The organism is Enterobacter sp. MEB024 (assembly GCF_030209635.1).
Taxonomy (GTDB): Bacteria; Pseudomonadota; Gammaproteobacteria; order Enterobacterales; family Enterobacteriaceae; genus Enterobacter; species Enterobacter ludwigii.
In genome coordinates, this window is the sequence record NZ_JARVRQ010000003.1 from 530,655 (window position 1) to 556,299 (window position 25,645).

The 25,645-nt window shown below is 54.6% G+C and carries 28 protein-coding genes and 1 riboswitch; of the genes, 15 read left to right on the plus strand and 13 right to left on the minus strand.

All coding sequences use genetic code 11. The features are described from left to right. Positions 1-393 precede the first annotated feature (393 nt). The 4 genes from QRN24_RS08725 (at position 394) to rlmA (ending at position 3,580) form a co-directional block, all read left to right on the plus strand. Positions 394-510 carry a DUF2627 domain-containing protein gene (locus QRN24_RS08725; RefSeq protein WP_032611517.1) on the plus strand — a complete coding sequence of 39 codons (117 nt, stop codon included), beginning with the start codon at positions 394-396 and terminating at the stop codon, positions 508-510. Positions 511-549: 39 nt separating this feature from the next. After that, positions 550-759, plus strand: a complete 210-nt coding sequence (cspE, locus tag QRN24_RS08730; protein ID WP_001062678.1) for a transcription antiterminator/RNA stability regulator CspE — start codon at positions 550-552, stop codon at positions 757-759. A gap of 231 nt (positions 760-990) precedes the next feature. Then, positions 991-2,697: a peptidoglycan DD-transpeptidase FtsI2/PBP3(PARA) gene (gene ftsI2 / locus QRN24_RS08735; protein ID WP_284942618.1), complete on the plus strand. Its 1,707-nt coding sequence runs from the start codon at positions 991-993 to the stop codon at positions 2,695-2,697. A gap of 67 nt (positions 2,698-2,764) precedes the next feature. Beyond that, positions 2,765-3,580, plus strand: coding sequence for a 23S rRNA (guanine(745)-N(1))-methyltransferase (gene rlmA, locus QRN24_RS08740; RefSeq protein ID WP_284942619.1), 816 nt, complete (start codon positions 2,765-2,767; stop codon positions 3,578-3,580). Here the strand turns inward: rlmA and mntP are convergent. From mntP to manX, 5 genes are all read right to left on the minus strand, one after another. Further along, entirely contained in the window at positions 3,577-4,143 is a 567-nt protein-coding gene (mntP, locus tag QRN24_RS08745; RefSeq protein WP_014170601.1) for a manganese efflux pump MntP, read from the minus strand. The genes rlmA and mntP overlap by 4 nt on opposite strands. A 10-nt stretch (positions 4,144-4,153) precedes the next feature. Beyond that, positions 4,154-4,343: riboswitch (yybP-ykoY riboswitch) on the minus strand. A 198-nt stretch (positions 4,344-4,541) separates the two neighbouring features. Continuing rightward, a complete protein-coding gene (locus QRN24_RS08750) occupies positions 4,542-5,000 on the minus strand; it encodes a DUF986 family protein (protein WP_284942620.1) in 459 nt (152 codons plus the stop codon). A gap of 54 nt (positions 5,001-5,054) precedes the next feature. After that, a complete protein-coding gene (locus QRN24_RS08755; protein ID WP_006810994.1) occupies positions 5,055-5,906 on the minus strand; it encodes a PTS mannose transporter subunit IID in 852 nt (283 codons plus the stop codon). Between the two features lie 12 nt (positions 5,907-5,918). Continuing rightward, positions 5,919-6,719, minus strand: a complete 801-nt coding sequence (gene manY / locus QRN24_RS08760; protein ID WP_014170599.1) for a PTS mannose transporter subunit IIC — start codon at positions 6,717-6,719, stop codon at positions 5,919-5,921. A 47-nt stretch (positions 6,720-6,766) separates the two neighbouring features. Next, complete coding sequence (gene manX / locus QRN24_RS08765; protein ID WP_014170598.1) at positions 6,767-7,729, minus strand: PTS mannose transporter subunit IIAB; 963 nt, start codon at positions 7,727-7,729, stop codon at positions 6,767-6,769. A 316-nt stretch (positions 7,730-8,045) separates the two neighbouring features. Between manX and QRN24_RS22825 the strand changes: the two genes are divergently transcribed. Both QRN24_RS22825 and yoaE read left to right on the plus strand, forming a co-directional pair. Continuing rightward, positions 8,046-8,204, plus strand: coding sequence for a protein YoaL (locus QRN24_RS22825; RefSeq protein ID WP_376740023.1), 159 nt, complete (start codon positions 8,046-8,048; stop codon positions 8,202-8,204). After that, complete coding sequence (gene yoaE / locus QRN24_RS08770) at positions 8,192-9,751, plus strand: CNNM family cation transport protein YoaE (protein ID WP_014170597.1); 1,560 nt, start codon at positions 8,192-8,194, stop codon at positions 9,749-9,751. The genes QRN24_RS22825 and yoaE overlap by 13 nt, the downstream gene beginning before the upstream one ends. A gap of 6 nt (positions 9,752-9,757) precedes the next feature. On the opposite strand, the gene pdeD is transcribed toward yoaE, so the two are convergent. The 4 genes from pdeD to pabB all read right to left on the minus strand — a co-directional run bounded on the left by pdeD (position 9,758) and on the right by pabB (position 14,978). Next, the gene (pdeD, locus tag QRN24_RS08775) at positions 9,758-11,356 is read right to left on the minus strand and encodes a cyclic di-3',5'-guanosine monophosphate phosphodiesterase PdeD (protein WP_020883423.1); all 1,599 of its coding nucleotides are present in this window, start codon (positions 11,354-11,356) and stop codon (positions 9,758-9,760) included. A 141-nt stretch (positions 11,357-11,497) separates the two neighbouring features. Continuing rightward, positions 11,498-12,862 carry an L-serine ammonia-lyase gene (sdaA, locus tag QRN24_RS08780; RefSeq protein ID WP_020883424.1) on the minus strand — a complete coding sequence of 455 codons (1,365 nt, stop codon included), beginning with the start codon at positions 12,860-12,862 and terminating at the stop codon, positions 11,498-11,500. Positions 12,863-13,046: 184 nt separating this feature from the next. Next, the gene (locus tag QRN24_RS08785) at positions 13,047-13,625 is read right to left on the minus strand and encodes a CoA pyrophosphatase (RefSeq protein ID WP_014170594.1); all 579 of its coding nucleotides are present in this window, start codon (positions 13,623-13,625) and stop codon (positions 13,047-13,049) included. A gap of 6 nt (positions 13,626-13,631) precedes the next feature. Beyond that, entirely contained in the window at positions 13,632-14,978 is a 1,347-nt protein-coding gene (gene pabB, locus QRN24_RS08790; protein WP_047955762.1) for an aminodeoxychorismate synthase component 1, read from the minus strand. Between the two features lie 61 nt (positions 14,979-15,039). On the opposite strand from pabB, the gene QRN24_RS08795 reads away from it, so the two are divergent. Then, the gene (locus QRN24_RS08795; RefSeq protein WP_020883426.1) at positions 15,040-15,222 is read left to right on the plus strand and encodes a YoaH family protein; all 183 of its coding nucleotides are present in this window, start codon (positions 15,040-15,042) and stop codon (positions 15,220-15,222) included. A 6-nt stretch (positions 15,223-15,228) separates the two neighbouring features. Here the strand turns inward: QRN24_RS08795 and QRN24_RS08800 are convergent, their stop codons facing one another. Next, the gene (locus QRN24_RS08800; protein WP_014170591.1) at positions 15,229-15,573 is read right to left on the minus strand and encodes a RidA family protein; all 345 of its coding nucleotides are present in this window, start codon (positions 15,571-15,573) and stop codon (positions 15,229-15,231) included. Positions 15,574-15,704: 131 nt separating this feature from the next. On the opposite strand from QRN24_RS08800, the gene yoaA reads away from it, so the two are divergent. The 5 genes from yoaA (at position 15,705) to rnd (ending at position 22,083) form a co-directional block, all read left to right on the plus strand. Continuing rightward, the gene (gene yoaA / locus QRN24_RS08805; RefSeq protein ID WP_014170590.1) at positions 15,705-17,615 is read left to right on the plus strand and encodes a DNA repair helicase YoaA; all 1,911 of its coding nucleotides are present in this window, start codon (positions 15,705-15,707) and stop codon (positions 17,613-17,615) included. 66 nt (positions 17,616-17,681) lie between these two features. Beyond that, positions 17,682-18,377: a tRNA (adenosine(37)-N6)-threonylcarbamoyltransferase complex dimerization subunit type 1 TsaB gene (gene tsaB / locus QRN24_RS08810; RefSeq protein WP_014170589.1), complete on the plus strand. Its 696-nt coding sequence runs from the start codon at positions 17,682-17,684 to the stop codon at positions 18,375-18,377. A gap of 37 nt (positions 18,378-18,414) precedes the next feature. Then, positions 18,415-18,996, plus strand: a complete 582-nt coding sequence (locus QRN24_RS08815; protein ID WP_020883430.1) for a Slp family lipoprotein — start codon at positions 18,415-18,417, stop codon at positions 18,994-18,996. Positions 18,997-19,198: 202 nt separating this feature from the next. Further along, entirely contained in the window at positions 19,199-20,884 is a 1,686-nt protein-coding gene (fadD, locus tag QRN24_RS08820) for a long-chain-fatty-acid--CoA ligase FadD (protein ID WP_284942621.1), read from the plus strand. Positions 20,885-20,967: 83 nt separating this feature from the next. Beyond that, positions 20,968-22,083 (plus strand): ribonuclease D, encoded by a 1,116-nt coding sequence (rnd, locus tag QRN24_RS08825; RefSeq protein ID WP_284942638.1) that lies wholly within the window; start codon positions 20,968-20,970, stop codon positions 22,081-22,083. A 77-nt stretch (positions 22,084-22,160) separates the two neighbouring features. Here rnd and minE read toward each other — a convergent pair whose 3' ends face one another. Genes minE through minC form a run of 3 tightly spaced genes read right to left on the minus strand, consistent with a single transcriptional unit; the run spans position 22,161 to position 23,977 of the window. Continuing rightward, complete coding sequence (gene minE / locus QRN24_RS08830) at positions 22,161-22,430, minus strand: cell division topological specificity factor MinE (RefSeq protein ID WP_008500504.1); 270 nt, start codon at positions 22,428-22,430, stop codon at positions 22,161-22,163. Positions 22,431-22,433: 3 nt separating this feature from the next. Then, positions 22,434-23,246, minus strand: coding sequence for a septum site-determining protein MinD (minD, locus tag QRN24_RS08835; protein ID WP_014170584.1), 813 nt, complete (start codon positions 23,244-23,246; stop codon positions 22,434-22,436). Positions 23,247-23,269: 23 nt separating this feature from the next. Further along, positions 23,270-23,977 (minus strand): septum site-determining protein MinC, encoded by a 708-nt coding sequence (gene minC, locus QRN24_RS08840; RefSeq protein ID WP_020883433.1) that lies wholly within the window; start codon positions 23,975-23,977, stop codon positions 23,270-23,272. 124 nt (positions 23,978-24,101) lie between these two features. On the opposite strand from minC, the gene QRN24_RS08845 reads away from it, so the two are divergent. The 3 genes from QRN24_RS08845 to ycgN all read left to right on the plus strand — a co-directional run bounded on the left by QRN24_RS08845 (position 24,102) and on the right by ycgN (position 25,621). After that, on the plus strand, positions 24,102-24,377 hold the full coding sequence (locus tag QRN24_RS08845) for a YcgL domain-containing protein (protein WP_020883434.1): 276 nt from the start codon (positions 24,102-24,104) through the stop codon (positions 24,375-24,377). A 47-nt stretch (positions 24,378-24,424) separates the two neighbouring features. Continuing rightward, complete coding sequence (locus QRN24_RS08850; protein ID WP_020883435.1) at positions 24,425-25,084, plus strand: fumarylacetoacetate hydrolase family protein; 660 nt, start codon at positions 24,425-24,427, stop codon at positions 25,082-25,084. A 93-nt stretch (positions 25,085-25,177) separates the two neighbouring features. Further along, positions 25,178-25,621 (plus strand): cysteine cluster protein YcgN, encoded by a 444-nt coding sequence (gene ycgN, locus QRN24_RS08855; RefSeq protein WP_020883436.1) that lies wholly within the window; start codon positions 25,178-25,180, stop codon positions 25,619-25,621. Positions 25,622-25,645 lie beyond the last annotated feature (24 nt).

Consider the following 25,645-nt stretch of genomic DNA (forward strand, 5'->3'; position numbering starts at 1 on the left):
CTTTATTAGCTGGTGCTTTTTAATACAGTTTAGCGTGAAGGATTAACATTGTATTTCCACTGTAACAATACAGGGGCGTTACAATGATTTAAGCATAAGTTTTCACAAATTGTTCTAACTCAATCAATGTAGGGGTTTTTCTTAGCGGGTTGCTGGACGCACTGGAATGATTGAGCTATGTTAAAAAAGTCTTAGATAACAGCGGTTGTGAAAGCAACGGCGAGTCTGTGTAAGTGAGCAGGGCTGTCCATATGTCATGCGCATAATTGTGCAAAAGCATACCGGCACAGTTCGAATTTGTGCGGCGGATCGAGACATGTTTAAAAATGGCTTGCCATATTAAACATAGTGTGTGATAACACGTTTTGGGTCAAACGAGGTACAGTTCTGTTTATGTGTGGCATTTTCAGTAAAGAAGTCCTGAGTAAACACGTTGTCGTTGAATACCGCTTCTCTGCCGAACCTTATATTAGTGCCTCATGCAGTAATGTCTCAGTTTTATCTCAGTAATGCCTGCGGGCTAAGAAAACACTCTAAGGAATTTTGCAAATGGCAAAGATTAAAGGTCAAGTTAAGTGGTTCAACGAGTCTAAAGGTTTTGGTTTCATTACTCCTGCTGACGGCAGCAAAGACGTGTTCGTACACTTCTCTGCAATCCAGGGTAACGGCTTCAAAACTCTGGCTGAAGGCCAGAACGTTGAGTTCGAAATTCAGGACGGCCAGAAAGGCCCAGCTGCAGTTAACGTAACTGCTATCTGATCGAACCACTGCTGACTGAAGCACGTAGTACTTCACTCTCAGATATAAAGCCTCGCATATAGCGGGGCTTTTTTATGTGCCTTATCTTTCAAAATATTACCATCCCCGCTCTTGTTAGTAACTTGTTGCAAAGCTACGAGGTTAGTAGCACTGTTTTCCCTCCCTCTGGCCGTCTTTTCCCGTTAAATCAGGGCGTTGTTTAACAGTCCTGGGGTTCAGGTGAAGAAGAAAATGATAACGACCGCCGGCAATTTCACGCCGGCGCGTTTTGCGCTGCTCTGTTTAGCCATTTTTTGCAGTCTGGCGTTTTTGCTGGGCCGCGTTGCCTGGCTGCAAATTATTAAACCTGACAACCTGGTCAAGCAGGAGGATATGCGATCGCTACGCGAACTGCCGATTGATGCTCCCCGCGGAATGATCATGGATCGTGAGGGCCGGCCGCTGGCGGTCAGTGTCCCGGTCAGGGCCGTGTGGGCCGACCCAAAAACGGTGCTGGCAAAAGGGGGCGTGGGCTTTGACGATCGCTGGCAGGCGCTGGCGAATGCGTTACATCTCTCCCTGAACACCCTGTCATCACGGATTAACGCGAATCCACAGGGGAGGTTCATCTACCTTGCCCGGCAGGTGGATCCTGCTCAGGCAAAATGGATCGATAAGCTGAATTTGCCGGGTATCAATTTACGCGATGAATCACGCCGTTTTTATCCTGCCGGGCATGTGGCGGCAAACCTGATTGGTTTCACCAATATTGACGGTCAGGGTATTGAGGGGGTAGAGAAAAGTTTCAACACCCAGCTAACAGGCAAGCCGGGCGTCCGCCAGGTCAGAGAAGACCGTTACGGTCGCGTGGTGGAGAATCTGACGGAAGTCGCGCCGGTGCCTGCGCACAATATTCAGCTCAGTATTGATGAGCGCCTGCAAACCATCACCGAAGATGCGCTTGATAACGCAGTGGCCTGGAACAAGGCGGAGTCGGGGGCATCAGTGCTCATTAATATCCCCACCGGTGAAATCCTCGCGATGGCGAGCTATCCGGATTTCAACCCCAATAACCGCCAGGGCGCGATAATAGACGATTTTCGTAACCGTGCCATCAGCGATACGTTCGAGCCAGGTTCAACCGTGAAGCCGCTTGTGCTGATGACGGCATTGCAACAGGGGCTGGTGCAGCCTGACAGCGTCATTGACACCCATCCGTATATGCTTGACGGGCACCGCATTCGGGATGTGGGTTACTACCCTGAACTCTCGATGACCGGGATCCTGCAAAAATCGAGCGACACTGGCGTATCTCGCCTCTCGCTGGCGATGCCTGTTCAGCACCTGATTGATACCTACCGGAACTTTGGTTTTGGTACAAACACCGGGCTTGGCTTAACCGGCGAGAGCGCCGGTCTGTTACCCCAGCGTAAATACTGGAGCCAGCTCGACAGGGCGACCTTCGCCTTTGGCTATGGTCTGATGGTCACCCCCCTCCAGTTGGCGCACGTCTATGCCACCATCGGCGGCTTCGGGCTGGAACGGCCCCTCTCAATTACCCGTATCGATCCACCCGTTATCGGGCACAGAGTCATGCCGGAAGAGATTGCTCATCAGGTCGAGCATATGATGGAGAGCGTTGCGCTGCCGGGCGGGGGCGGCGTTAAGGCTGCGGTGCGTGATTACCGTGTGGCGGTGAAAACCGGTACGGCGAAGAAAATCGATGATAGCGGCAAATATGTCGATAAATACGTTGCCTATACCGCGGGCGTCGCGCCTGCCAGCGATCCGCGTTTTGCGCTGGTGGTCGTGATTAACGATCCTCAAAACGGAGCGTACTATGGCGGCGCCGTCTCCGCACCGGTATTCAGCGAGATTATGGGTAACGTATTGCGTCTTGAGAACGTCAAACCCGATGGTCTGGCGCCTGATTCCTCGCACCTTATCGTCATGCGTTAACCCAGGCGTTTTATACCGGGGCGAATAGCGGTACACTTCGCCCTTTGATTTACGCCCCGGAGCTGCCATGTCCTTCAGTTGTCCCCTTTGCCACGCGCGTCTGACGCGATCAGAAAAAAGTTATGCCTGTCCGCAGGGACATCAGTTTGATATGGCGAAAGAAGGCTACGTGAATCTTCTGCCGGTGCAGCATAAGCGCTCGCGCGATCCGGGTGACAGTGCTGAGATGATGCAGGCACGCCGGGCATTTCTCGACGCCGGGCACTATCAGCCACTCAGAGAGGCCGTCGCGCAATTGCTGGAAGATAATCTGACTGACAGTGCAGCAGGCGTGCTGGATATTGGCTGCGGGGAAGGGTATTACACCGCGCGGTTTGCTGAGGTTGCACAAGAGAAGGGTGCGCAGACATTTGGTCTGGATGTTTCCAAAGTGGCTATCCGCGCGGCGGCAAAACGCTACTCCGGCGTGACGTTCTGCGTGGCATCGAGCCACCGGCTGCCGTTTGACGATGCCAGCATGGATGCGGTTATCCGCATCTATGCGCCCTGTAAGGCGCAGGAGCTGGCACGCGTTATCAAACCGGGCGGATGGGTCATTACCGTCACGCCAGGTCCCCGACATCTGATGGAGCTTAAAGGGCTTATCTATGATGATGTTCGGCTGCATGCGCCACATTCTGAGCAACTGGCGGGCTTTACGCTGAAGCAGGAGCAGACTCTGGCCTACGAGATGAACCTGGCAGGGGAAGAAGCTGTAGCGTTGTTGCAGATGACGCCATTTGCATGGCGGGCGAAACCGGACGTGTGGGAAACCTTAGCGAAGCAAACAACGTTTCGCTGCCAGACGGATTTCAGTATCCACTGCTGGCAGAGCGAAGATTAACCGGCGAAGTGTGCCCAGAGGATCTGGGCACCAATGCCAATCAGCACGATACCGCCCAGGATCTCGGCGCGTTTGCCCAGCAGAGGGCCAATAAACCGGCCAACCATCATTCCCAGCGTCGACATAATCAGCGTGGCACAACCAATGGCCAGCGCGGTCGCAATAATATTGACCTGCAGGAATGCCAGGCCCACGCCGACGGCCATGGCGTCGAGACTGGTGGCGATGGCAGTGGTCACCAGCAGCCAGAAACCGTGGCGGTGCTGCGGCTCGTCTTCCTCATCGCCATTGCCGCGAAAACCTTCAATCACCATTCGCCCCCCCAGAAATACGAGCAGCACGAAAGCGATCCAGTGGTTCCACTCCAGTATGAACTGGCTTGCCAGCATACCAAGACCCCAGCCGATGAGCGGTGTCAGCGTTTCGATAGCACCAAAGATAAGGCCTGTGCGAAGCGCTTCAGAGAATTTGGGTTTGTGCAGCGAGGCACCTTTACCGATGGAAGCGGCAAAAGCGTCCATGGACATACCGAAAGCAAGAAGAAGGGTTGCGGAGATATTCATTAAAGCGTCCAGACCGGGAGATATCCATATGACACATCACTGCCCCCAGTAAACAGCAGTTGATGTATCTATGGTCTCGCCTGACCGCCTTGCACAAATCTGTGCGGCAAACGGTCCGTACGTGCCACGTTTTTCAACGAGTATGTTGACACGTACATTTCCTGCGAACAGGAAATCAGCTACTCCCCAACGACGGGCGCAACCTTAACATATTTTGAGAATATAAAACAACAATGAAACGGCATTATTTCGTCAAGGCGTTGATAACGATTTTCATTTAGATTTATGCGTGAAAATAACGTTAATAAATATAAGAGAAATGACAGAATGGAATATAGCTTTGGCTATATCAGGTGCGCAAAATAAACGCAGAATATAGCCAAAGCTATGTGGTTAACTTACTGAGTTTTAAGCATAAGTTTGTATATTCTTTCCAGGTCGTCAATATTCTTGACCCGAATAAGCAGCTGGCGTTGCTCTAATTGCATCACCAGTACACCGTCTTCCGATAAATTCATCTCTTTAATACGGTTATATTCTATCCATACATTGGCAAAGAAAAATCCGCGGCTTTTAAAAATGATTTTCGGAACACGGATCCAGAACAGATAAATCGCCATTAATGCCAGCGCACATAATAACCATGTGGTTAATATTGCACCATGACCGGTCACGTTGTTGTAAATTAGAATGACGATGAGACCGGCGAAGATAAACGCATCCACGCGGCCGCGTCGCAGAAGGGGCAGGGAGAGCAGCGTTTCGCCGTGGCGGCGGGGCATGATGAACTCGTCATAGATCGCATATGCCAGAAGGGCCACAATAAACAAAACCAGTACGATGTCCGTGACAGTCATTCATCCTCCAGATAAAAAAACCGGGGGCAAGCCCCCGGCGTATTACGTGATGTCTTACAGGCCCAGCAGACCGACAGCGTAGCCCGCGATACCGATGACGAAGAAGCCAACAATGATCCACAGCGGGTTAACTTTCTTACGCAGCAGCCACATACAGGCGAAGGTCAGCAGCAGCGGTACCAGACCCGGCATCAGCTGGTCCAGAATCGTCTGCACGGTGGTAACACGGGTCTGACCATCCTGACCGGTGATGGTGGACACCACCAGCGGGATGTTCACGTGCGTCCACTTGTTAACCAGTGCCCCCATGACAAACAGGCCGAGGATTGACGCCCCCTCAGTCAGTTTCTGCAGGAAGCCGCCGCCCATATCCTTAACGATGTCCACCCCTTTACGGTAACCGTAAGCCACACCGTAGTAACGGGTCAGCAGACGCACCGCATTGAACAGGATGAAGAACAGCAGTGGCCCAAGCAGGCTTCCGCTCATGGCGATACCGGCACCCAGCGCCGCGAAGACCGGACGCACGGTACCCCAGAAGATCGGGTCACCGACGCCTGCCAGCGGACCCATCAGACCGACTTTGATACCGTTGATGGCACCATCGTCAATCTCTGCGCCGTTTGCACGCTGCTCTTCCATCGCCAACGTCACGCCCAGAACCGGAGCCGCCACATAAGGATGGGTGTTAAAGAATTCCAGGTGACGCTTAATCGCCTGACGGCGCGCTTCGTTGTTTTCCGGATACAGGCGTTTGATAGCCGGTACCATGGAGAAACAGAAGCCCAGCGCCTGCATACGTTCGAAGTTCCATGAACCCTGAAACAGGTTAGAACGGATGAACACGCCACGAATATCACCCGGAGTGAGTTTTTTCTCAGTGGTAGTTTTTGTCATATCAACCATTTCGCTCACCTGCTAGTCCAGTTCGTTATCGAGATCGTTATTACCAGCAGCCTGCGCTGGGGCACCCGCAACGCGGTTATATTTCGGGCTGAGCTGGATGTAGAGAATCGCCATCACTGCACCAATCACACCCAGCGCAACCAGGTTGAAGTTGGTGAACGCAGCAGTAACGAAGCCGAGGTAGAAGAACGGCATCAGGTAGCCTGCGCGCATCATATTGATAACCATCGCATAACCAACCACCACAATCATACCGCCTGCGATGTTCAGACCGCCGGTGACCACTTCTGGAATGGCGTTCAGCATGCTCTGTACTTCGCTGGTACCGACGGAGATCGCAACGATAACGGCCGGGATCGCGATACGCATCGCCTGCAGGAACAGGGACGAGACGTGGATCCAGGAGAGCGCCGTCAGGTTGCCATTTTCGGCCGCCTTATCCGCCGCGTGCTGGAAGGCCACGGTGATAGTACGCACGATGATGGTCAGTACCTGACCTGCTGCTGCCAGCGGGATGGCCAGGGCAATACCTGCACCGATACTCTGGTGACCGGCAATAACCAGAACCGTAGAAATGATGGACGCCAGCGCGGCATCAGGCGCAACTGCCGCACCAATGTTCATCCAGCCCAGGGCAATCATTTCCAGGGTACCACCGATGATGATCCCGGTTTTCATATCACCCAGAACGGCACCAATCAACGTACAGGCCACCAGAGGGCGGTGGAACTGAAATTCATCAAGTACGGATTCCATACCCGCAATACACGCGACGATGAACACCAGCACAATCTGAAGAGTGGTAATCTCCATTGTACTTCTCCTATTACATAAGCTTTATGTGAAAAACCGGCGCGGGCTTATTTCCCAACTTTACCGATCAGATCCATCATTTTCAGTTTCTGATCCGTGGAAACCTTACGGGCTTCCAGTTCGATACCGCGTGCATTCAGCTTGTTGAATGCCTCGATATCTTTCGCATCGACTGAAATGGCGTTGTTGACCTGCGTTTTGCCCTGACGGAATGCCATACCACCAATGTTTACGGAGGTAATTTTCACGCCGCCTTCAACCAGGCGTTCAACGTCTGTCGGGTTTGTGAACAGCAGCATCACGCGCTCGCCCGCATATTTCGGGTTGTTATAAACGCGGATCATTTTGGCGACATCCACCACGTGCGCGGTAACGCCAGGAGGAGCAACCTGTGTCAGAAGGGTTTTACGTACGGTATCAGCAGCAACTTCGTCGCTGACGACAATAATGCGTCGAACGTTGGTCTCTTTGGTCCAGCGCGTTGCCACCTGGCCGTGGATTAAACGGTCATCGATACGGGCAAGGCCGATCACCATGTAATCATTCGGGCCCATGGGCTTCGCCGGGGCTGCGGCTTTTGGCGCCGCGGCCACTGGAGCAGGCTTCTCAACCGGTTGTGCTTTCAGCGCTTTCACGCCTTCGCGACCGGTTTCAACTGCCAAAGCGACCAGTTCATCGAAACTCGGATTGTCGTCGCGTGCCATGAAGGTTTCCACCAACATGGGGATATTCACCCCGGCGACAACTTCATAATGCTCTTTATCGACGACAATGCGGCTGGCAGCATTGAACGGACTGCCTCCCCATGTATCAACGAGAAACAGCACGCCTTTGCTGGTATCCAGTTTCTGCAGTTGAGCAGTGTACTTCTCAATCAGCGTTTCAGCGTTTTCACCGGGAACGAAATCGATCCAGCCGACGTTTTCCTGCTCACCCAACAGCATCTCTGCTGTTTTGAGTAACTGCTCTGCAGCCCAACCATGTGTGCCTATGACAATAGCAATGGTCACTTGCTACCTCCTTTTATTATCATTAATACGCCTGCCAGGCAGTCGCACTGTGAATCGTATCTGGCCAACCGAATCGATTCAGAAAAGGGTTAGAGTTAAAAAACTAAGACTTCCGCGAATTATTTTAGATAGTGAAAAAATAATTTATGTGATGAAGATCCGTAATTTAGCTATGGGTTACAGAATTATCTGTAAGGTAAAGCAGCTGTGTTACAGATCTTTGCAAAGGAACGTAAATCTTTGCTAAAAACGCATTGTCTCTGATATGTTTAGCCTCCGTTTAATTGTTCAGGAGTATAGGGCTACAGCCCACTATATGGACCGTCACCGACGTCAGTCATCCTCCAGGCCATTCCGCGCCTGTTTCACCGGCGATCCTCGCCACGTATCGACTCTGTCTACATCTGTTTTGCCCACGTTGAGTGGGGCACCGTTTGGTCATTCCGTTAGCAGGAGCGTTTCATGGAATTCTTAATGGACCCGTCAATCTGGGTGGGATTGCTCACGCTGGTCGTGCTTGAGATTGTTCTCGGCATTGATAACCTGGTGTTTATTGCCATCCTTGCGGACAAACTGCCGCCAAAACAACGTGATAAAGCGCGTCTGATCGGCCTCTCTCTGGCACTGGTCATGCGTCTGGCACTGCTGTCCGTGATCTCGTGGATGGTTACGCTGACGAAGCCGCTTTTTTCCGTCATGGATTTCACCTTCTCCGGCCGTGATTTGATCATGCTGCTCGGGGGGATATTCCTGCTTTTCAAAGCGACGACAGAGCTTCACGAGCGGCTGGAAAATCGCCAGCACGATGATGGACACGGTAAAGGCTATGCCAGTTTTTGGGTCGTGGTACTGCAGATCGTGGTGCTTGATGCGGTCTTCTCGCTGGATGCGGTGATCACGGCTGTCGGCATGGTGAACCACCTCCCGGTGATGATGGCTGCGGTGGTTATCGCGATGGCGGTGATGCTGCTGGCGTCTAAGCCACTGACGCGCTTTGTGAATCAGCATCCGACGGTCGTGGTGCTCTGCCTTAGCTTCCTGCTGATGATTGGTCTGAGCCTGGTGGCGGAAGGTTTTGGCTTCCATATACCAAAAGGCTACCTGTACGCAGCCATTGGCTTCTCGATCCTCATCGAGCTGTTTAACCAGATTGCACGACATAACTTTATCAAGCAGCAGTCTACCCAGCCGCTGCGTGCGCGTACGGCTGATGCGATTCTGCGTCTGATGGGCGGTCGCCGTCAGGTCAACGTACAGAATGACAATGAAAGCCGTAACCCGGTTCCCGTCCCGGAAGGGGCATTTGTGGAAGAAGAGCGCTATATGATTAACGGCGTGCTCTCCCTGGCCTCCCGCTCGCTGCGCGGCATCATGACCCCGCGCGGTGAAATCAGCTGGGTCGATTCCCGCCTGAGTGTTGATGAGATTCGCCAGCAGTTGCTCTCTTCACCGCATAGCCTGTTCCCGGTTTGCCGGGGTGAACTGGACGAGATCATCGGCGTGGTGCGTGCGAAAGAGATGCTGGTGGCGCTGGAAGAGGGGATTAACGTCGAAGCTGTCGCCGCCGCATCACCGGCGATTGTGGTGCCGGAAACGCTGGATCCTATCAACCTGCTTGGCGTCCTGCGCCGCGCACGCGGTAGCTTTGTTATCGTCACCAATGAATTTGGTGTGGTGCAGGGTCTGGTGACGCCGCTCGACGTGCTTGAAGCCATTGCCGGTGAATTCCCGGATGCGGATGAAACCCCGGAAATTGTCTCCGACGGTGACGGCTGGCTGGTGAAAGGCACCACCGATCTGCACGCGCTACAGCACACGCTGGGTCTGGAAAACATCATCAACGATGAAGAGGACATTGCGACCGTGGCTGGGCTGGTTATTGCCGTCAACGGACAAATCCCGCGAACCGGCGATATCATCGAACTGCCTCCGCTGCAGATCACGATAATCGAAGCGAATGACTATCGCGTCGATATGGTGCGCATTGTTAAAGAGCAGTCGGCCCACGACGAAGAAGAGTAACTGAGCCTAGCGTAACGGCATCAGCGGAACGATATGCCCGTTACGCGGTGCTGGCGGAGACGAACTCTCCGCCAGCCATTGCGGAAATTCCCTCAGCGGCATAGGCTGCGCAAACAAAAATCCCTGCAGTACCTCTACCCCGTGATGACGCAAATACCGCGCCTGCTCGGGCGTTTCTACCCCTTCAGCCACCAGCTCAATGCTAAGCCGTTGACCGAGCGCAATGATGATGTCCGTCACCGTGGAGTTCACGGCATCAGTGCCGATAGCGCTGGTAAAAGACTTATCAATTTTCAGCACGTCCGGATGCAGCTTTTCCAGCCACGAGAGTGAGCTATTGCCGGTGCCAAAATCATCAATGGCCAGCTTCACGCCCTGACGGTGTAACTCTCTTACAATGCGGTAATCCACGTCCTGCAGCGCGTCACGCTCCGTCAGCTCAACAATCAGCTGCTGGGTGGGATGCGCACTGAACCAGTAGCGGTTCAGGTCCTGAATGAGCGTTCCATGCCGGAAATGGCTGGCGGCGGCGTTGATGCCAATGTGGAAGCCGGGCGTTGCCGGAAAATAGCCAATCTGACTCACCGTCTCGTTAATGACGTAACGTGTGAGAGGGATAATCAGGTTGTGCTCTTCGGCGAGCGGAATAAAAACGTCCGGGGAGATCCATCCCTGACGGGGGTTGTTCCAGCGCAGCAGGATCTCCACCCCCACGCATTTCTGCGTGCGGGCATTCAGCAGCGGCTGGCAAAACAGCTCAAATTCACGCGCGGCCAGGCCAAGGTTAATTTCCCAGGTAAAACTCATGCGGTTCGCGGTCGCAAGCCAGGCGACGTAACCCATCAGGAGACTGAGCATCAGCGCCAGCGGCAGCTGAGAGGGCAAATATATCAACGCCAGCTCGCTGGCTCCCGGGCCACTGACGGTAATGGTGAACGGGAAATGGCTGGATTGCTGGCGCAGAACCCTCTCATCATCGTTTATTGTCAGCGAGTCGGAGACATTTTCACCGTAGCGCAGGTATTTATCCCCTACGGTCAGGGCCACGTCGGTGATAAGCGGGCGCTGTGGCTCCAGCATCAGGCGAGTGATGAGATCGATATTCACAATCTGCATCACACCATCTTCTCCGCTATCAGAAACCGGATACCACTGGATCAGGATCGGGCTTCCCTTGAGCAAGGATTTGTCGGTGGAGAGCACCAGTTTTGTTTCGGCGGAGGGCAGGGCAGGCTGAATCTCTCGCAACGGGACGTCGCGATTGCCGAAAATACTTGAACAGTAAAGGATACCGTCTTTGACCAGTGCAATTGAGCGCACCGTTTGCAGTGAGGCCGCCTGTTTTCGTAACACTAAATGCGCCTGAGAGCAGGGCGCTCCGACCAGTGCCAGCAGCGGGTTGCGCCCTTTTTCCAGCGGCAATAAGACGTTATCCAGCACGTTGACGGAGTGCGCCGCAAAGTTCAGGGTGTTTTGCTGATTTACGTTACGCTGTGAAATAAAGCGTATACCCAGCGTAATGATGAGCGTAAGAAGCGCAACCATCACGCAGACGATGACGCGTTTTCGGCGATACTTTTTTATGATCCTCTGTGCTGTTTGCATGGGAGGCCGCCCAATACGCCTTCAGCACCAAAAGCCGAGGCAACACAGCAAGTGTAGTGGGGAAATATTAAGTCGACGAGAAAGGGATAAAAATTCGCCCATCCGTGGAAGATGGGCGAGAGAGGCGTTGAGGCGAAACGGTTAGTCGCACTGCACCTTTATCGCCAGACCGCCGCGGGAGGTCTCACGATATTTGGCGTTCATGTCTTTACCGGTTTCGTACATGGTCTCGATAACCTTGTCCAGCGAAACGCGTGGCTCGCTGGTACGGCGCATGGCCATACGCGTGGCGTTGATCGCTTTTACCGATGCGATAGCGTTACGTTCAATGCACGGTACCTGCACCTGACCCGCAACCGGATCACAGGTGAGACCGAGGTTATGTTCCATACCGATTTCAGCCGCCACGCAGACCTGCTCCGGGCTGGCGCCCAGCAGTTCTGCAAGACCGGCCGCGGCCATAGAACAGGCCACGCCCACTTCACCCTGACAGCCCACTTCAGCGCCAGAGATAGACGCATTCATCTTGTACAGCGCACCAATCGCCCCTGCTGCCAGGAAGTAGCGAATGTAGATATCAGGCGTTACGGGTTCAATAAAGTGATCGTAGTAGGCCAGTACCGCCGGAACGATACCGCACGCGCCGTTCGTTGGTGCAGTCACCACCCGGCCACCCGCGGCGTTTTCTTCGTTCACCGCCAGCGCAAACATGTTCACCCAGTCGACCACGTTCATCGGGTCGTTAGAGAATTTGTCTGTGGTGACCAGCATACGGCGCAGCGCAGAGGCGCGACGCGGTACGCGCAGTGGCCCAGGCAGTACGCCTTCGGTGTTCATGCCGCGATCGATACAGGCCTGCATGGTTTGCCACACGTTCGCAAAATAGTCTTCAATTTCTTTTTTGCTGTGCAGCGCCAGTTCGTTCTGCATCACCATGCCGGAAAGTGACAGACCGGTTTCATGGCAGTAGTCCAGCATCTCTTTGGCGGACTTGAACGGGTAAGGTACGTTCACATCACCCGTTGTATCTTTGCCGAAGTGTTCCTCATCAACAATAAAACCACCGCCAATGGAGTAATAGGTTTTGCTGTAGATCACTTTGTCGCCGTTAAAGGCGTGGATCTGCATACCGTTTTCATGCAGGGAGAGGTTATCGCTACGAAAACGCATGCCGTCATCATGCGGGAAATCCACTTCATGTTGACCGTTTGCCAGCAGCAGGCGGCCGCGCGTTTCCACGTCGCGGATAAATGCCGGAATGGCATCAATATCCACGGTATCCGGCATATTGCCCGCCAGACCCATAATAATGGCGATATCGGTGTGGTGGCCTTTACCCGTTAATGACAGTGAGCCGTAAACATCCACGGCGACACGGGTAACGCTTTCCAGTAATCCTTTTTCGACCAGATCATCGACGAACTGTTTACCGGCCTTCATCGGGCCAACAGTATGGGAAGACGAAGGGCCAATTCCCACTTTGAACATGTCGAATATACTAATCACTTTCACACTCCTGACAGGGTTACCGGGGTTCCAGTAACGATGTTATAACTGCGCATAGTGTAAGAGGGAAGACCGACCTCGGCTTAACTATTCACATGAATTAAACTAATGGTTAACGATGGTTTTGCTAATAGCGCGACGCCGATCGCAAACCTGGCAGAAGAGGGTGGAATGTAAAGTATAGTCAAGGCTTCAGGCCGATTTGCAGCGCCAGTTCACGAATGATGCCCGCCGTCATGCCCCAGACAAAATAATGCTGATACCAGGACAACCACACCCGGTGCGCATGACCCCGACGCTGGATATCCAGCGGATGATAACGCCCGAGCCGAAGAGCCTCTTCCAGCGGCATCTCAAACACCGCAGACACTTCATCGACGCTGGCGTGATATTGCAGATCCGGCGGGATAATGCCGACCACCGGTGTGACCTGAAAACCGGTCACGCTGTCGACCGGCGGCAGCACGCCAATGATCTCAACCGCTTCAGGCGGAATGGCGACCTCTTCCTGGGCTTCACGCAGCGCGGCGGCAATCAGCGAGGCGTCAGAACTGTCCACGGCACCACCCGGAAAGGCGACCTGACCGGCGTGCTTACGTAAATGTGGCGAACGCTGGGTGAGCAGCAGGCCCGGCTGCTCACGACGGACCACCGGGATCAACACCGCTGCCTGACGTTGATTGAGGGCTTCGCGGCTCACGTTGGGCCGCAAAAGCTGAAAGCGCGACAGAAAATCATCCAGCGTCAGGTTCTCTTTTTCCACCCGTCATTACTCCAGTTGTTTCAGGATACGGTTAACTTTATCAAAGGTTTCCTGATATTCCGCATCGACCTGGCTATCAGCAACAATTCCGCCCCCTGCAGAACAGTACAGATTCCCGTTACAGGCGGTCAGCGTTCGAATGGTGATGCTGGTATCCAGCGTACCGCAGAGACTGATATAGCCAATGCTGCCGCACCAGGCGTTTCGACGATGCGGTTCCAGCTCATCGATTATTTCCATTGCCCGCACTTTAGGCGCGCCGGTTATCGAGCCCCCCGGGAACGCGGCGCGAAGCAGATCGCAGGCCGTGCGCGAGGCGGGCAGTTGTGCGGTAATGGTGCTGACCAGGTGATGCACCGCGGGGAACGGCTCGACGACAAACAGTTCAGGGACACGCACGCTTCCCGGTACGGCGACCCGGCCAATGTCGTTACGCATGAGGTCGACAATCATCAGGTTTTCAGCGCGATCTTTTAACGAGGCCGCCAGTTTTTCCGCCTGCTGGCGGTCGGCAACAGGATCGGCCAGGCGGGGAAGCGTGCCTTTAATCGGTCGCGTCTGAATAGTGCCATCGGCAAGATGAATAAAACGCTCGGGCGAGAGGCTCAGGATAGCGCCCTGTTCCAGGCGCAGAAATGCACTGAACGGTGCCCGGTTACTGGCGTTGAGGCGGGTAAATGCCTGCCACTCATCGCCTTCACAGGTTGCCTGAAAACGCTGGGCAAGGTTGACCTGATAGCAATCACCACTCTGCAGATAGCCCTGAACCCGCTCAAACTTCGCGGCGTACTCCCGCGCGGTCATGTTGGCGCGCCACGCAGAGGTCAGGTGGAAATCCGCTGTCGCGACGGGGACCTGTGCCTCAAGCCAGGCAAGCCGGGCGGACACATCCTGATGGCTGAGCAGAGAGACCGCCTGCTTGTGGTGATCGACGATTATTGCCCAGTCGTAAAGCCCCACCGCCATATCCGGCAGCGGAATGTCGTCCTGCGCAGTCTCCGGCAAGGTTTCGAAGCGGCGACCTAAATCATAGCCGAACAAGCCCAGCGCACCTCCCTGGAAGGGAAGGTCGGGATTTTGCGGGACGGTTAAGTCCAGCGCGTCCAGCGCCTGCTGAAGTAATGACAGCGGATCGTCCGTTGACTGCGTTTCGCCCGTCGTAGTCACATTCCCTTGTGTTATCAGGGTCTGCAGAGGGTCGGCAACCAGAATATCAAAGCGGCTATAGGGATGATCCGCATAACCGGAGTGCAGCAACATCGCAAAAGGAAGATGGCTGAGACGTGCAAACCAGAATTCCGCGGCGTCTGAACGCCAGGGTAACGAAATGACTGTAGGGGGTAACGGGTTCATGTGTGGCATACTACCGGGCAGCGTGAAATAATTAGCGCGGATAATTTAGCAGGAGTTGACAATGTTTGCAGGTTTACCTTCTCTGAGCCATGACCAGCAGCAGAAAGCGGTTGAGCGTATTCAGGAACTGATGTCCCAGGGGATGAGCAGCGGACAGGCGATCACGCAAGTTGCTAATGAACTTCGCGCCACCCACACCGGCGAGCGGATCGTGGCGCGTTTTGAGGATGATGAAGAGGAGTAATCCGGCTTAAACCGCCGCGATAATCTTAATTTCGACTTTGTATTCCGGCTTCATCAGCGTCGCCTGTACGGTACACCGTACGGGCGCATGTCCCGCCACAACCCAGGCATCCCAGGCTTTATTCATCGCCGCAAAATCGTCTTTACTGGCAAGAAAAATGGTCGCATCCAGAATGCGTGATTTGTCGCTGCCTTGCTTTTCCAGCACGGCGTCAATCTGCGCCAGCGTATTCGCCGTCTGTTCGAAGGCATCTGCGTCGAGATTTTCCGGTACACCGGTGTAGTAAAGCGTCTGGTTATGGATGACCACATCAGACCAGCGTGCTTCGGCATCAATGCGCACAATTGTCATAAACGTTTCCTCGTTATTTTCATGTCAGTCGGCAAGACTGCCATATTGTGTTCCCCTCGTCACTATTTGGGGTGGCACTGGAGAGGATGGGCTGACATAATCCCTGTGCAAAAATACAGTGAGAGAGCAACGTGGCAGACGATTTTTCCCCAGAAGGTCAGTTAGCACAGGCGATTCCCGGTTTTAAACCGCGTGAACCCCAGCGGCAGATGGCGCATGCCGTGGCCCGCGCAATCGACACCGCGCAGCCGCTGGTGGTGGAAGCCGGTACCGGCACGGGCAAAACCTATGCCTACCTGGCGCCAGCGCTGCGGGCTAAAAAGAAAGTGATCATCTCCACCGGGTCTAAAGCGCTGCAGGACCAGCTTTACAGCCGCGATCTGCCCACGGTCGCCAACGCCCTGAAGTATAAAGGCCGCCTGGCGTTGCTGAAAGGCCGCTCCAACTACCTCTGCCTTGAACGGCTTGAGCAGCAGGCGCTGGCGGGCGGTGATCTGCCGGTGCAGACGCTCAGCGATGTCATTATTCTTCGCGCCTGGGCCAATCAGACGGAGGAGGGGGATATCAGCACCTGCGCGAGCGTGCCGGAAGACTCTCCCGCCTGGCCGCTGGTCACCAGTACCAACGACAACTGCCTGGGGAGCGACTGCCCGCTGTATAAAGATTGTTTTGTGGTGAAAGCGCGTAAAACCGCCATGGATGCGGATGTCGTGGTGGTAAACCACCATCTCTTCCTTGCCGATATGGTGGTTAAAGATAGCGGCTTTGGCGAACTGATCCCGGAAGCGGACGTGATGATCTTCGATGAAGCCCACCAGCTTCCTGACATCGCCAGCCAGTATTTTGGCCAGTCGCTCTCCAGCCGCCAGCTGCAGGACTTAGCGAAAGATTTCACCATTGCCTACCGCACCGAGTTAAAAGATACCCAACAGCTGCAGAAGTGTGCTGACCGCCTGGCGCAAAGTGCGCAGGATTTTCGCCTGCAACTGGGGGAGCCGGGCTATCGCGGTAATCTGCGTGAGCTGCTGGCAGACAAAAATATCCAGCGCGCGCTGTTGCTGCTCGATGATGCCCTTGAGCTTTGTTACGACGTGGCGAAACTATCGCTCGGCCGTTCTGCACTGCTGGATGCCGCCTTCGAGCGCGCCACGCTCTATCGGGCACGCCTCAAACGGCTGAAAGAGATAAACCAGCCGGGGTTCAGTTACTGGTATGAATGCACCTCCCGCCATTTCACGCTGGCCCTGACGCCGCTGACGGTAGCGGATAAATTCAAAGAGGTGATGGCGCAAAAACCGGGAAGCTGGATCTTCACGTCGGCAACCCTTTCGGTGAATGACGATCTACACCACTTTACCGGGCGTCTGGGGATTGAGGAGGCGGAGTCGCTGCTGCTGCCCAGCCCGTTTGATTATGAAAAACAGGCCTTGCTCTGCGTTCCGCGTAATCTGCCTCTGCCTAACCAGCCCGGCGCGGCGCGCCTGCTGGCGGCAATGCTCAGGCCGATGATCGAGGCCAACAACGGCCGCTGTTTTATGCTCTGCACCTCCCACGCGATGATGCGCGATCTGGCGGAGCAGTTCCGCGCCACCATGACTTTGCCGGTTCTGCTTCAGGGCGAGACCAGCAAAGGGCAACTGTTACAGCAGTTTGTCAGTGCCGGTAACGCCCTGCTGGTAGCCACCAGCAGCTTCTGGGAAGGGGTGGACGTGCGGGGAGATACCCTGTCACTGGTGATCATCGATAAACTGCCGTTTACTTCGCCGGACGATCCGCTGCTGAAGGCACGTATGGAAGATTGCCGTTTGCGCGGCGGCGATCCTTTTGATGAGGTCCAGCTACCGGACGCGGTGATCACCCTTAAACAAGGGGTAGGACGCCTGATTCGCGACACAGACGACCGCGGCGTGCTGGTCATATGCGATAACCGGCTGGTGATGCGCCCTTACGGTGCGACCTTCCTTGCCAGCTTGCCGCCCGCGCCGCGCACGCGGGACATTAAACGCGCGGTTCGCTTCCTGGCAAACCCAACGGCGGAGTAATTTGCCCGTGAGTATGCTAAGATGCGCGCCATTTTGTGACTGACCATTGCGAGAGCGCGACGACTGATGCGAATTCTGGCTATTGATACCGCGACAGAGGCCTGTTCTGTTGCTCTGTTGAACGACGGTGCTATCTCTGCTCATTTCGAAGAGTGCCCACGAGAACACACCCAACGCATTCTGCCTCTGGTTAAAGAGATTTTAACCCGGGGCAACACCACCTTAACCGACCTCGACGCACTGGCCTTTGGCCGTGGCCCCGGCAGCTTTACGGGCGTACGCATTGGAATTGGCATTGCGCAGGGGCTGGCGCTGGGCGCAGAACTGCCGATGATCGGTGTTTCTACGCTGGCAACCATGGCGCAGGGCGCATGGCGCATGACCGGGGCAACGCGCGTTCTGGCGGCCATTGACGCCCGAATGGGGGAAGTTTACTGGGCAGAATACACCCGCGATGAAAACGGCATCTGGCACGGTGAAGAGACCGAGGCAGTCCTCAAGCCGGAAGCGGTGACCGAGCGGCTGAAACAGCTGTCCGGCGAGTGGGCGACAGTAGGCACCGGATGGCCGGCATGGCCAGAGATGGCTAACGGTACCGGGATCACGCTGACAGACGGCAACATGCTTCTGCCCGCCGCAGAGGATATGCTTCCCATCGCCTGCCAACTGCTTGAGGCGGGCAAAACCGTGGCCGTTGAGCATGCGGAGCCGGTTTATTTGCGAAACACCGTCGCGTGGAAGAAACTTCCAGGCCGGGAATGAATCTCAGTAACAGGAACTGAGAAAAAGGAGTCGCATCATGGCGGTTCAGACTAAAGTTGTACGCCTTTTTATGGCAGGCGCAGTGGCCATAGCACTGAGCGGATGCGTTTCCGTTCCTGATGCGATTAAGGGCAGCAGCCCCACGCCACAGCAGGATCTGGTTCGCGTGATGAATGCGCCTGAGCTTTACGTCGGCCAGGAAGCGCGCTTTGGCGGCAAGGTTATCGAGGTGCAAAACCAGCAGGGGAAAACCCGTCTGGAGATTGCCACCGTTCCGCTGGATAGCGGTGCGCGGCCGATCCTTGGCGAACCTTCCCGCGGGCGTATTTATGCCGACGTTGGCGGTTTTCTCGACCCGGTCGATTTTCGCGGACAGCTGGTCACCGTCGTCGGCCCGATTACCGGTTCGGTAGAGGGCAAAGTCGGCAACACGCCGTATAAATTTATGACCATGCAGGTCAACGGGTATAAGCGCTGGCGGCTGACACAGCAGGTCATCATGCCACCTCAGCCGATGGATCCGTGGATGTGGGGTCCACATCCTTATCGGTATGGCTACCCGGGCTGGGGCTGGTATAACCCGGGACCTGCACAGGTTCAGACAATCGTTACTGAGTAACTCCCTGTAATTGTTAGAAAAGAGACAGCGGCTCAGCCGCTGTCTCTGTTTTTTACGAATAAAACGAAAAAAAAGAGTGACGCGCTTCGCAACCTTAAATCTGAACAATTAATAAACTGGTACGCTGAGTTAATATAATGTTAACAAACTGTTTATTATCGGGGTTGTGATGACGACGAACACTCATTTCAGAGGTGATGCATTGAAGAAGGTTTGGCTTAACCGTTATCCCGCAGATGTTCCTGCCGAGATCAATCCTGACCGTTATCAATCCCTGGTTGAATTGTTTGAACACTCGGTGAGGCGTTACGCAGACCAGCCTGCTTTTGTGAATATGGGCGAGGTCATGACGTTCCGTAAACTTGAGGAGCGTAGTCGGGCGTTCGCCGCCTATCTGCAGGAAGGGCTGGGGCTGCAAAAAGGGGACCGCGTCGCGCTGATGATGCCGAACCTGCTGCAATACCCGGTGGCGCTGTTCGGTGTCCTGCGTGCCGGGATGATTGTTGTCAACGTTAACCCGCTGTATACGCCGCGGGAGCTGGAGCATCAGCTCAACGACAGCGGTGCCGCCGCCATTGTGATTGTCTCTAACTTTGCCCACACGCTGGAAAAAGTGGTCGACAAAACCCAGGTCAAACACGTCATCCTGACGCGTATGGGGGATCAACTCTCAACCGCCAAAGGGACACTGGTTAACTTTGTCGTCAAATACATCAAACGTCTGGTGCCGAAATACCACCTGCCGGACGCGATCTCCTTCCGCAGTGCGCTGCAGGCGGGCTACCGCATGCAATACGTTAAACCGGAAGTGGTATCAGAAGACCTCGCGTTTCTGCAGTACACCGGCGGCACAACGGGTGTGGCTAAAGGCGCCATGCTGACCCACCGTAACATGCTGGCAAACCTTGAGCAGGTGAATGCCACCTACGGACCGTTGCTGCACCACGGAAAAGAGTTGGTGATCACCGCGCTTCCGCTTTATCACATCTTCGCGCTGACCATGAACTGTCTGCTGTTTATTGAGCTGGGCGGTCAAAACGTATTGATCACGAACCCGCGCGATATTCCGGGGCTGGTGAAAGAGCTGGCGAAATATCCGTTCACCGCCATGACCGGGGTGAATACGCTGTTTAACGCGCTGCTCAACAACAAAGAGTTCCAGAAGCTCGATTTCTCCACGCTGCACCTCTCTGCGGGTGGCGGTATGCCGGTTCAACAGGCCGTTGCCGAACGCTGGATGAAACTGACGGGTCAGTATTTGCTGGAAGGCTATGGCCTGACGGAATGCGCCCCGCTGGTCAGTGTGAACCCGCACGATATCGACTATCACAGCGGAAGCATTGGCCTGCCGGTTCCGTCGACCGAAGCCAAACTGGTTGATGATGACGATAACGAAGTGGCACCAGGTGAACCGGGCGAACTCTGTGTTAAAGGGCCGCAGGTGATGCTGGGCTACTGGCAACGTCCCGATGCGACCGATGAAATTATCAAAGACGGCTGGCTGCACACCGGTGATATTGCCGTGATGGATGAAGAGGGCTTCCTGCGTATTGTCGATCGTAAGAAAGACATGATCCTGGTTTCCGGTTTCAACGTCTACCCGAATGAAATCGAAGATGTGGTGATGCAGCACAGCGGCGTGCTCGAAGTGGCTGCCATAGGCGTCCCTTCCGGGAGCAGCGGCGAGGCGGTGAAGATTTTTGTGGTCAAAAAAGACCCTTCTCTTACGGAGGAGGCGCTGATCACCTTCTGTCGTCGTCAGATGACCGGCTACAAGGTGCCGAAGCTGGTTGAGTTTCGCGAGGAACTGCCGAAATCGAATGTCGGAAAGATATTACGACGAGAATTACGTGACGAAGCCCGTGGCAAAGTAGACAATAAGGCCTGAGCTTCACGCTAATCGCCCAGACGCCGGTTAAGCCGGCGTTTTTTATGGGCGCAAACAAAAGAGAATCCGTTTTGAATTACCAGATGATCACGAACAACGACGAGCTGGCTTCGCTGTGCGAAGTGACGCGCGACTTTCCTGCCATTGCCCTGGATACCGAGTTTGTCCGCACCCGGACCTACTATCCGCAGCTGGGGTTGATTCAGATGTACGACGGTAAACACGTGTCGCTGATCGACCCGCTCGGCATTACCGACTGGACGCCGATGCGTGACCTGCTGCTCGATACTGCGGTAACGAAATACCTGCACGCAGGCAGTGAAGATCTGGAAGTCTTTCTGAATACTTTTGGCGTCATGCCACAACCGTTGATTGATACACAGATCCTCGCGGCCTTCAGTAATCGACCGCTCTCATGGGGCTTTGCCGCCATGGTTGAGGAGTATACGGGCCTGACGCTGGATAAAAGCGAATCCCGCACCGACTGGCTGGCACGCCCATTAACCGAGCGTCAACTGGAATACGCGGCGGCAGACGTGTTTTACCTCCTGCCGATTGCCGGCCAACTGATGAAAGAGGCGGAAGCGTCAGGTTGGTTGCCCGCCGCGCTGGATGAGTGCCGAATGACGCAGCAGCGTCGTCAGGAAGTGGTTGATCCGAAAGAGGCCTGGCGCGATATCAGTAACGCCTGGCAGCTGCGTACGCGTCAGCTGGCGTGTCTGCAGCTGTTAGCGGACTGGCGTTTGCGTAAAGCACGCGAGCGCGATCTGGCCGTTAACTTTGTGGTACGCGAAGAACACCTCTGGGCGGTCGCGCGGTATATGCCGGGCAGCATGGGCGAACTGGACAGCATCGGGCTTTCCGGCAGCGAGATCCGTTTCCACGGTAAAACCCTGCTTGCGCTGGTGGCAAAAGCGCAGGAAATGCCGGACGAAGCACTGCCGGAGCCACTGCTGAATCTCATGGATATGCCGGGCTATCGCAAGGCGTTCAAGGATATCAAAGCGCTGGTGCAGGACGTCGCGACGCAAAGCAAACTGAGCGCGGAACTGCTGGCGTCACGCCGTCAGATTAACCAGCTGCTGAACTGGCACTGGAAGCTGAAACCTCAGAATGGTTTGCCGGAAATGATGGCGGGCTGGCGCGGGGAATTGATGGCCGATCGCCTGAATACTGTGCTGGAAGGTTATCCGCGATAATGAAAATGCCGGGTCATGCTGACATGCCCGGCACATTTCCCCGGCGGCATACGCTTACCGGGATACACAATCCCGAACTACGGACGTGACTCTTCGGCTTCCGGGAGCGTAACGTTCAGCTCCAGAATCGAAATATCCCCGTCTTTTTGCTCCAGCTGCACCGTGACCATCTCCGGGTCAATCTGCACATACTTACAGATCACTTCCAGGATGTCCTTACGCAGCTGCGGCAGGTAGTGTGGCTCGGCGTCACTACGACGACGCTCCGCAACGATGATTTGCAGTCGTTCTTTTGCGATGTTGGCGGTGTTCTTTTTCCGCGAGAGAAAAAAGTCCAGTAATGCCATAACTTATCCTCCGAACAGGCGTTTGAGGAAACCTTTCTTCTCTTCTTCAATGAAGCGGAAAGGACGTTCTTCTCCCAGCAGACGGTCAACGGTATCCGCGTACGCTTTACCTGCATCTGCCATTGTATCCAGGATCACTGGCTCGCCCTGGTTAGAGGCGCGCAATACGGATTGATCTTCCGGGATCACGCCGACCAGTTTGATGCGCAGGATCTCCAGCACGTCTTCCATGCTAAGCATGTCACCTTTGTTCACGCGACCCGGGTTATAGCGGGTCAGCAGCAGGTGCTCTTTAATGGGTTCTTCGCCATTTTCCGCACGACGCGATTTGGAGGCGAGGATCCCCAGAATACGGTCCGAGTCACGCACGGATGAGACTTCAGGGTTGGTGGTGATGATGGCTTCATCAGCGAAGTAGAGTGCCATCAGGGCGCCCGTTTCGATGCCGGCAGGGGAGTCACAGACAACGAAGTCGAACTCCATTTTTTTCAGCTCGTCGAGCACCTTTTCCACGCCTTCGCGGGTCAGGGCGTCTTTATCACGCGTCTGAGAAGCCGGAAGGATGTAGAGGTTTTCGGTGCGCTTGTCTTTAATCAGCGCCTGGTTCAGTGTGGCGTCGCCCTGAATGACGTTCACGAAGTCATAGACCACGCGACGTTCACATCCCATGATCAGGTCGAGGTTACGCAGACCGATATCGAAATCGATAACGACGGTTTTCTTTCCCTTCTGGGCCAAACCAGTAGCGATGGCCGCGCTGGAGGTGGTCTTGCCAACGCCTCCTTTACCCGAAGTAACAACAATAATGCGTGCCATAGAAATTCCTTGTTAAAAAGGGATCAATTCAACGGTTGAACGGTCAACGCGTCGTCTGCCAGTCGCAGACGAGCCGCTTTGCCATAAAATTCGGCTGGGATCTTGTCGCTCAGCCAATATTCACCTGCGATGGACACCAGTTCCGCCGTCAGATGAGTACAAAATATTTGCGCATCCCTGTCACCACTTGCACCCGCGAGTGCACGCCCACGCATCATACCGTATACGTGAATATTGCCATCTGCAATCAGCTCTGCGCCAGCGCTGACGTGGCTTGTAACAATCAGATCACAGTTTGGTGCATAAATGCGCTGACCGGAACGAACCGGCACATCAATCAATCGCGTTTTTGTGACAGGTGTAACGTTTTGCACCGGAGGAGGGGGCGTTTGGACTGCCGCTGGGGCAGGACGCGCGGCTTTTTCTTTGCCTTCGGTCAGAATGGGCAGACCCGCCCGGTCAATTTCTGCTTTTAGCTCAGCATCTTTGCAGCCGCTGATACCGACGATACGCAGCCCGGTCGCGGCCACAGCTTGCTGGAGAAGTTTCCAGTTGACCGGTGCATCCAGACCACTGACATTCACGACGACGGGGGCATGTTTCAGAAAAGCGGGAGCCTGCGCAATTTTGTCTTCTAACGCCTGACGAATAACCTCGGGTTTTGCATCATGCAAATGTACCACTGATAAGGTGAAGCTACTGCCTTTAAGCTCGATTGGCGTGTTTGACATCCTGGCCTTACTCAATTTGCTATTAACCGCAACACCGCCGTTGCGATATTCCGAAGAGTATCAGGCATGTTATAGTCAGGAGTATATTGAGGCAAGCAACCACCCATTAATTCAGAGTAAAAACATGTTTTGTGTGATCTACAGAAGTACAAGTCGTGACCAGACCTATCTTTATGTCGAAAAGAAAGACGATTTTTCGCGCGTACCTGAAGAATTAATGAAGAACTTTGGCCGACCTCAGCTGGCGATGCTGCTGCCGCTGGATGGCCGTAAGAAACTGGTCAACGCCGATCTGGAAAAAGTGAAAACCGCATTAGCGGAGCAAGGCTATTATTTACAGCTCCCGCCACCACCCGAGAATTTATTAAAACAGCATCTTGAGGTGAACGGGAAAAAATAGTCCCGGCTGTTTTCGGGGTTAACACATCAACCGTTTAGGGGTCGTACATGTATCAACATCATAACTGGCAAGGTGCATTACTGGATTATCCCGTCAGCAAAGTGGTCTGCGTAGGCAGTAACTATGCCAAACATATTCAGGAGATGGGCAGCGCGACGCCAGACGAGCCGGTCCTGTTCATCAAGCCAGAAACCGCGCTGTGCGACATTCGCCAGCCGCTGGCGCTGCCGCAGGGGTTGGGGTCGGTGCATCATGAAGTGGAGCTGGCCGTGCTGATTGGCGCGACGCTGCGTCAGGCCTCCGAAGAGCATGTGCAAAAGGCGATTGCCGGATACGGTGTCGCGCTCGACCTGACCCTGCGTGATGTTCAGGGCAAAATGAAGAAAGCGGGGCAGCCGTGGGAAAAGGCCAAAGGGTTTGATAACGCTTGCCCGATCTCCGGTTTTATTCCGGTAAGTGAATTTACCGACGATCCGCAGAACACCCCGCTCAGCCTGAAGGTTAACGGCGAGATCCGCCAGCAGGGCACCACGGCAGATATGATCCATAAAATTGTGCCGCTGATTGCCTACATGAGCCGCTTCTTTACCCTGAAACCGGGCGATGTGATCCTCACCGGTACGCCAGAAGGTGTCGGCCCGCTGCAGGCCGGTGACGAACTGGACGTCAGTTTTAACGGTCTGTCACTGAAAACTCGCGTGCTGTAAAAGCATCTTGCCGCCTGAAGAGGGCGGCAAAACTTGCAACAACGTGCCAGACTCGTTATAAGGTGCGCTCTCTTTTGACGTGTGGACATCCTGATGAACAACATTCCTTTCTGGCAAAGCAAAACTCTCGACCAAATGACAGACGTGGAGTGGGAATCGTTGTGTGACGGTTGCGGGCAGTGCTGCCTGCATAAACTGATGGATGAAGATTCGGACGAAATCTATTTCACCAACGTTGCCTGCAAGCAGCTGAACATCAAAACCTGCCAGTGTCGCAACTATGAGCGTCGCTTCGAGTACGAGCCGGATTGCATCAAGCTAACCCGTGAGAACCTGCCCACCTTCGAATGGCTGCCGCATACCTGCGCCTATCGTCTGCTGGCGGAAGGCAAAGACCTGCCAAAATGGCACCCGCTGCTGACGGGCTCCAAAGCGGCGATGCACGGTGAACGCATCTCTGTGCGTCATATTGCGGTGAAAGAGTCAGAGGTACAGGACTGGGAAGATCACATCATGAATCATCCCAACCGTGGATAAGAAAAACCCGCCGAGGCGGGTTTT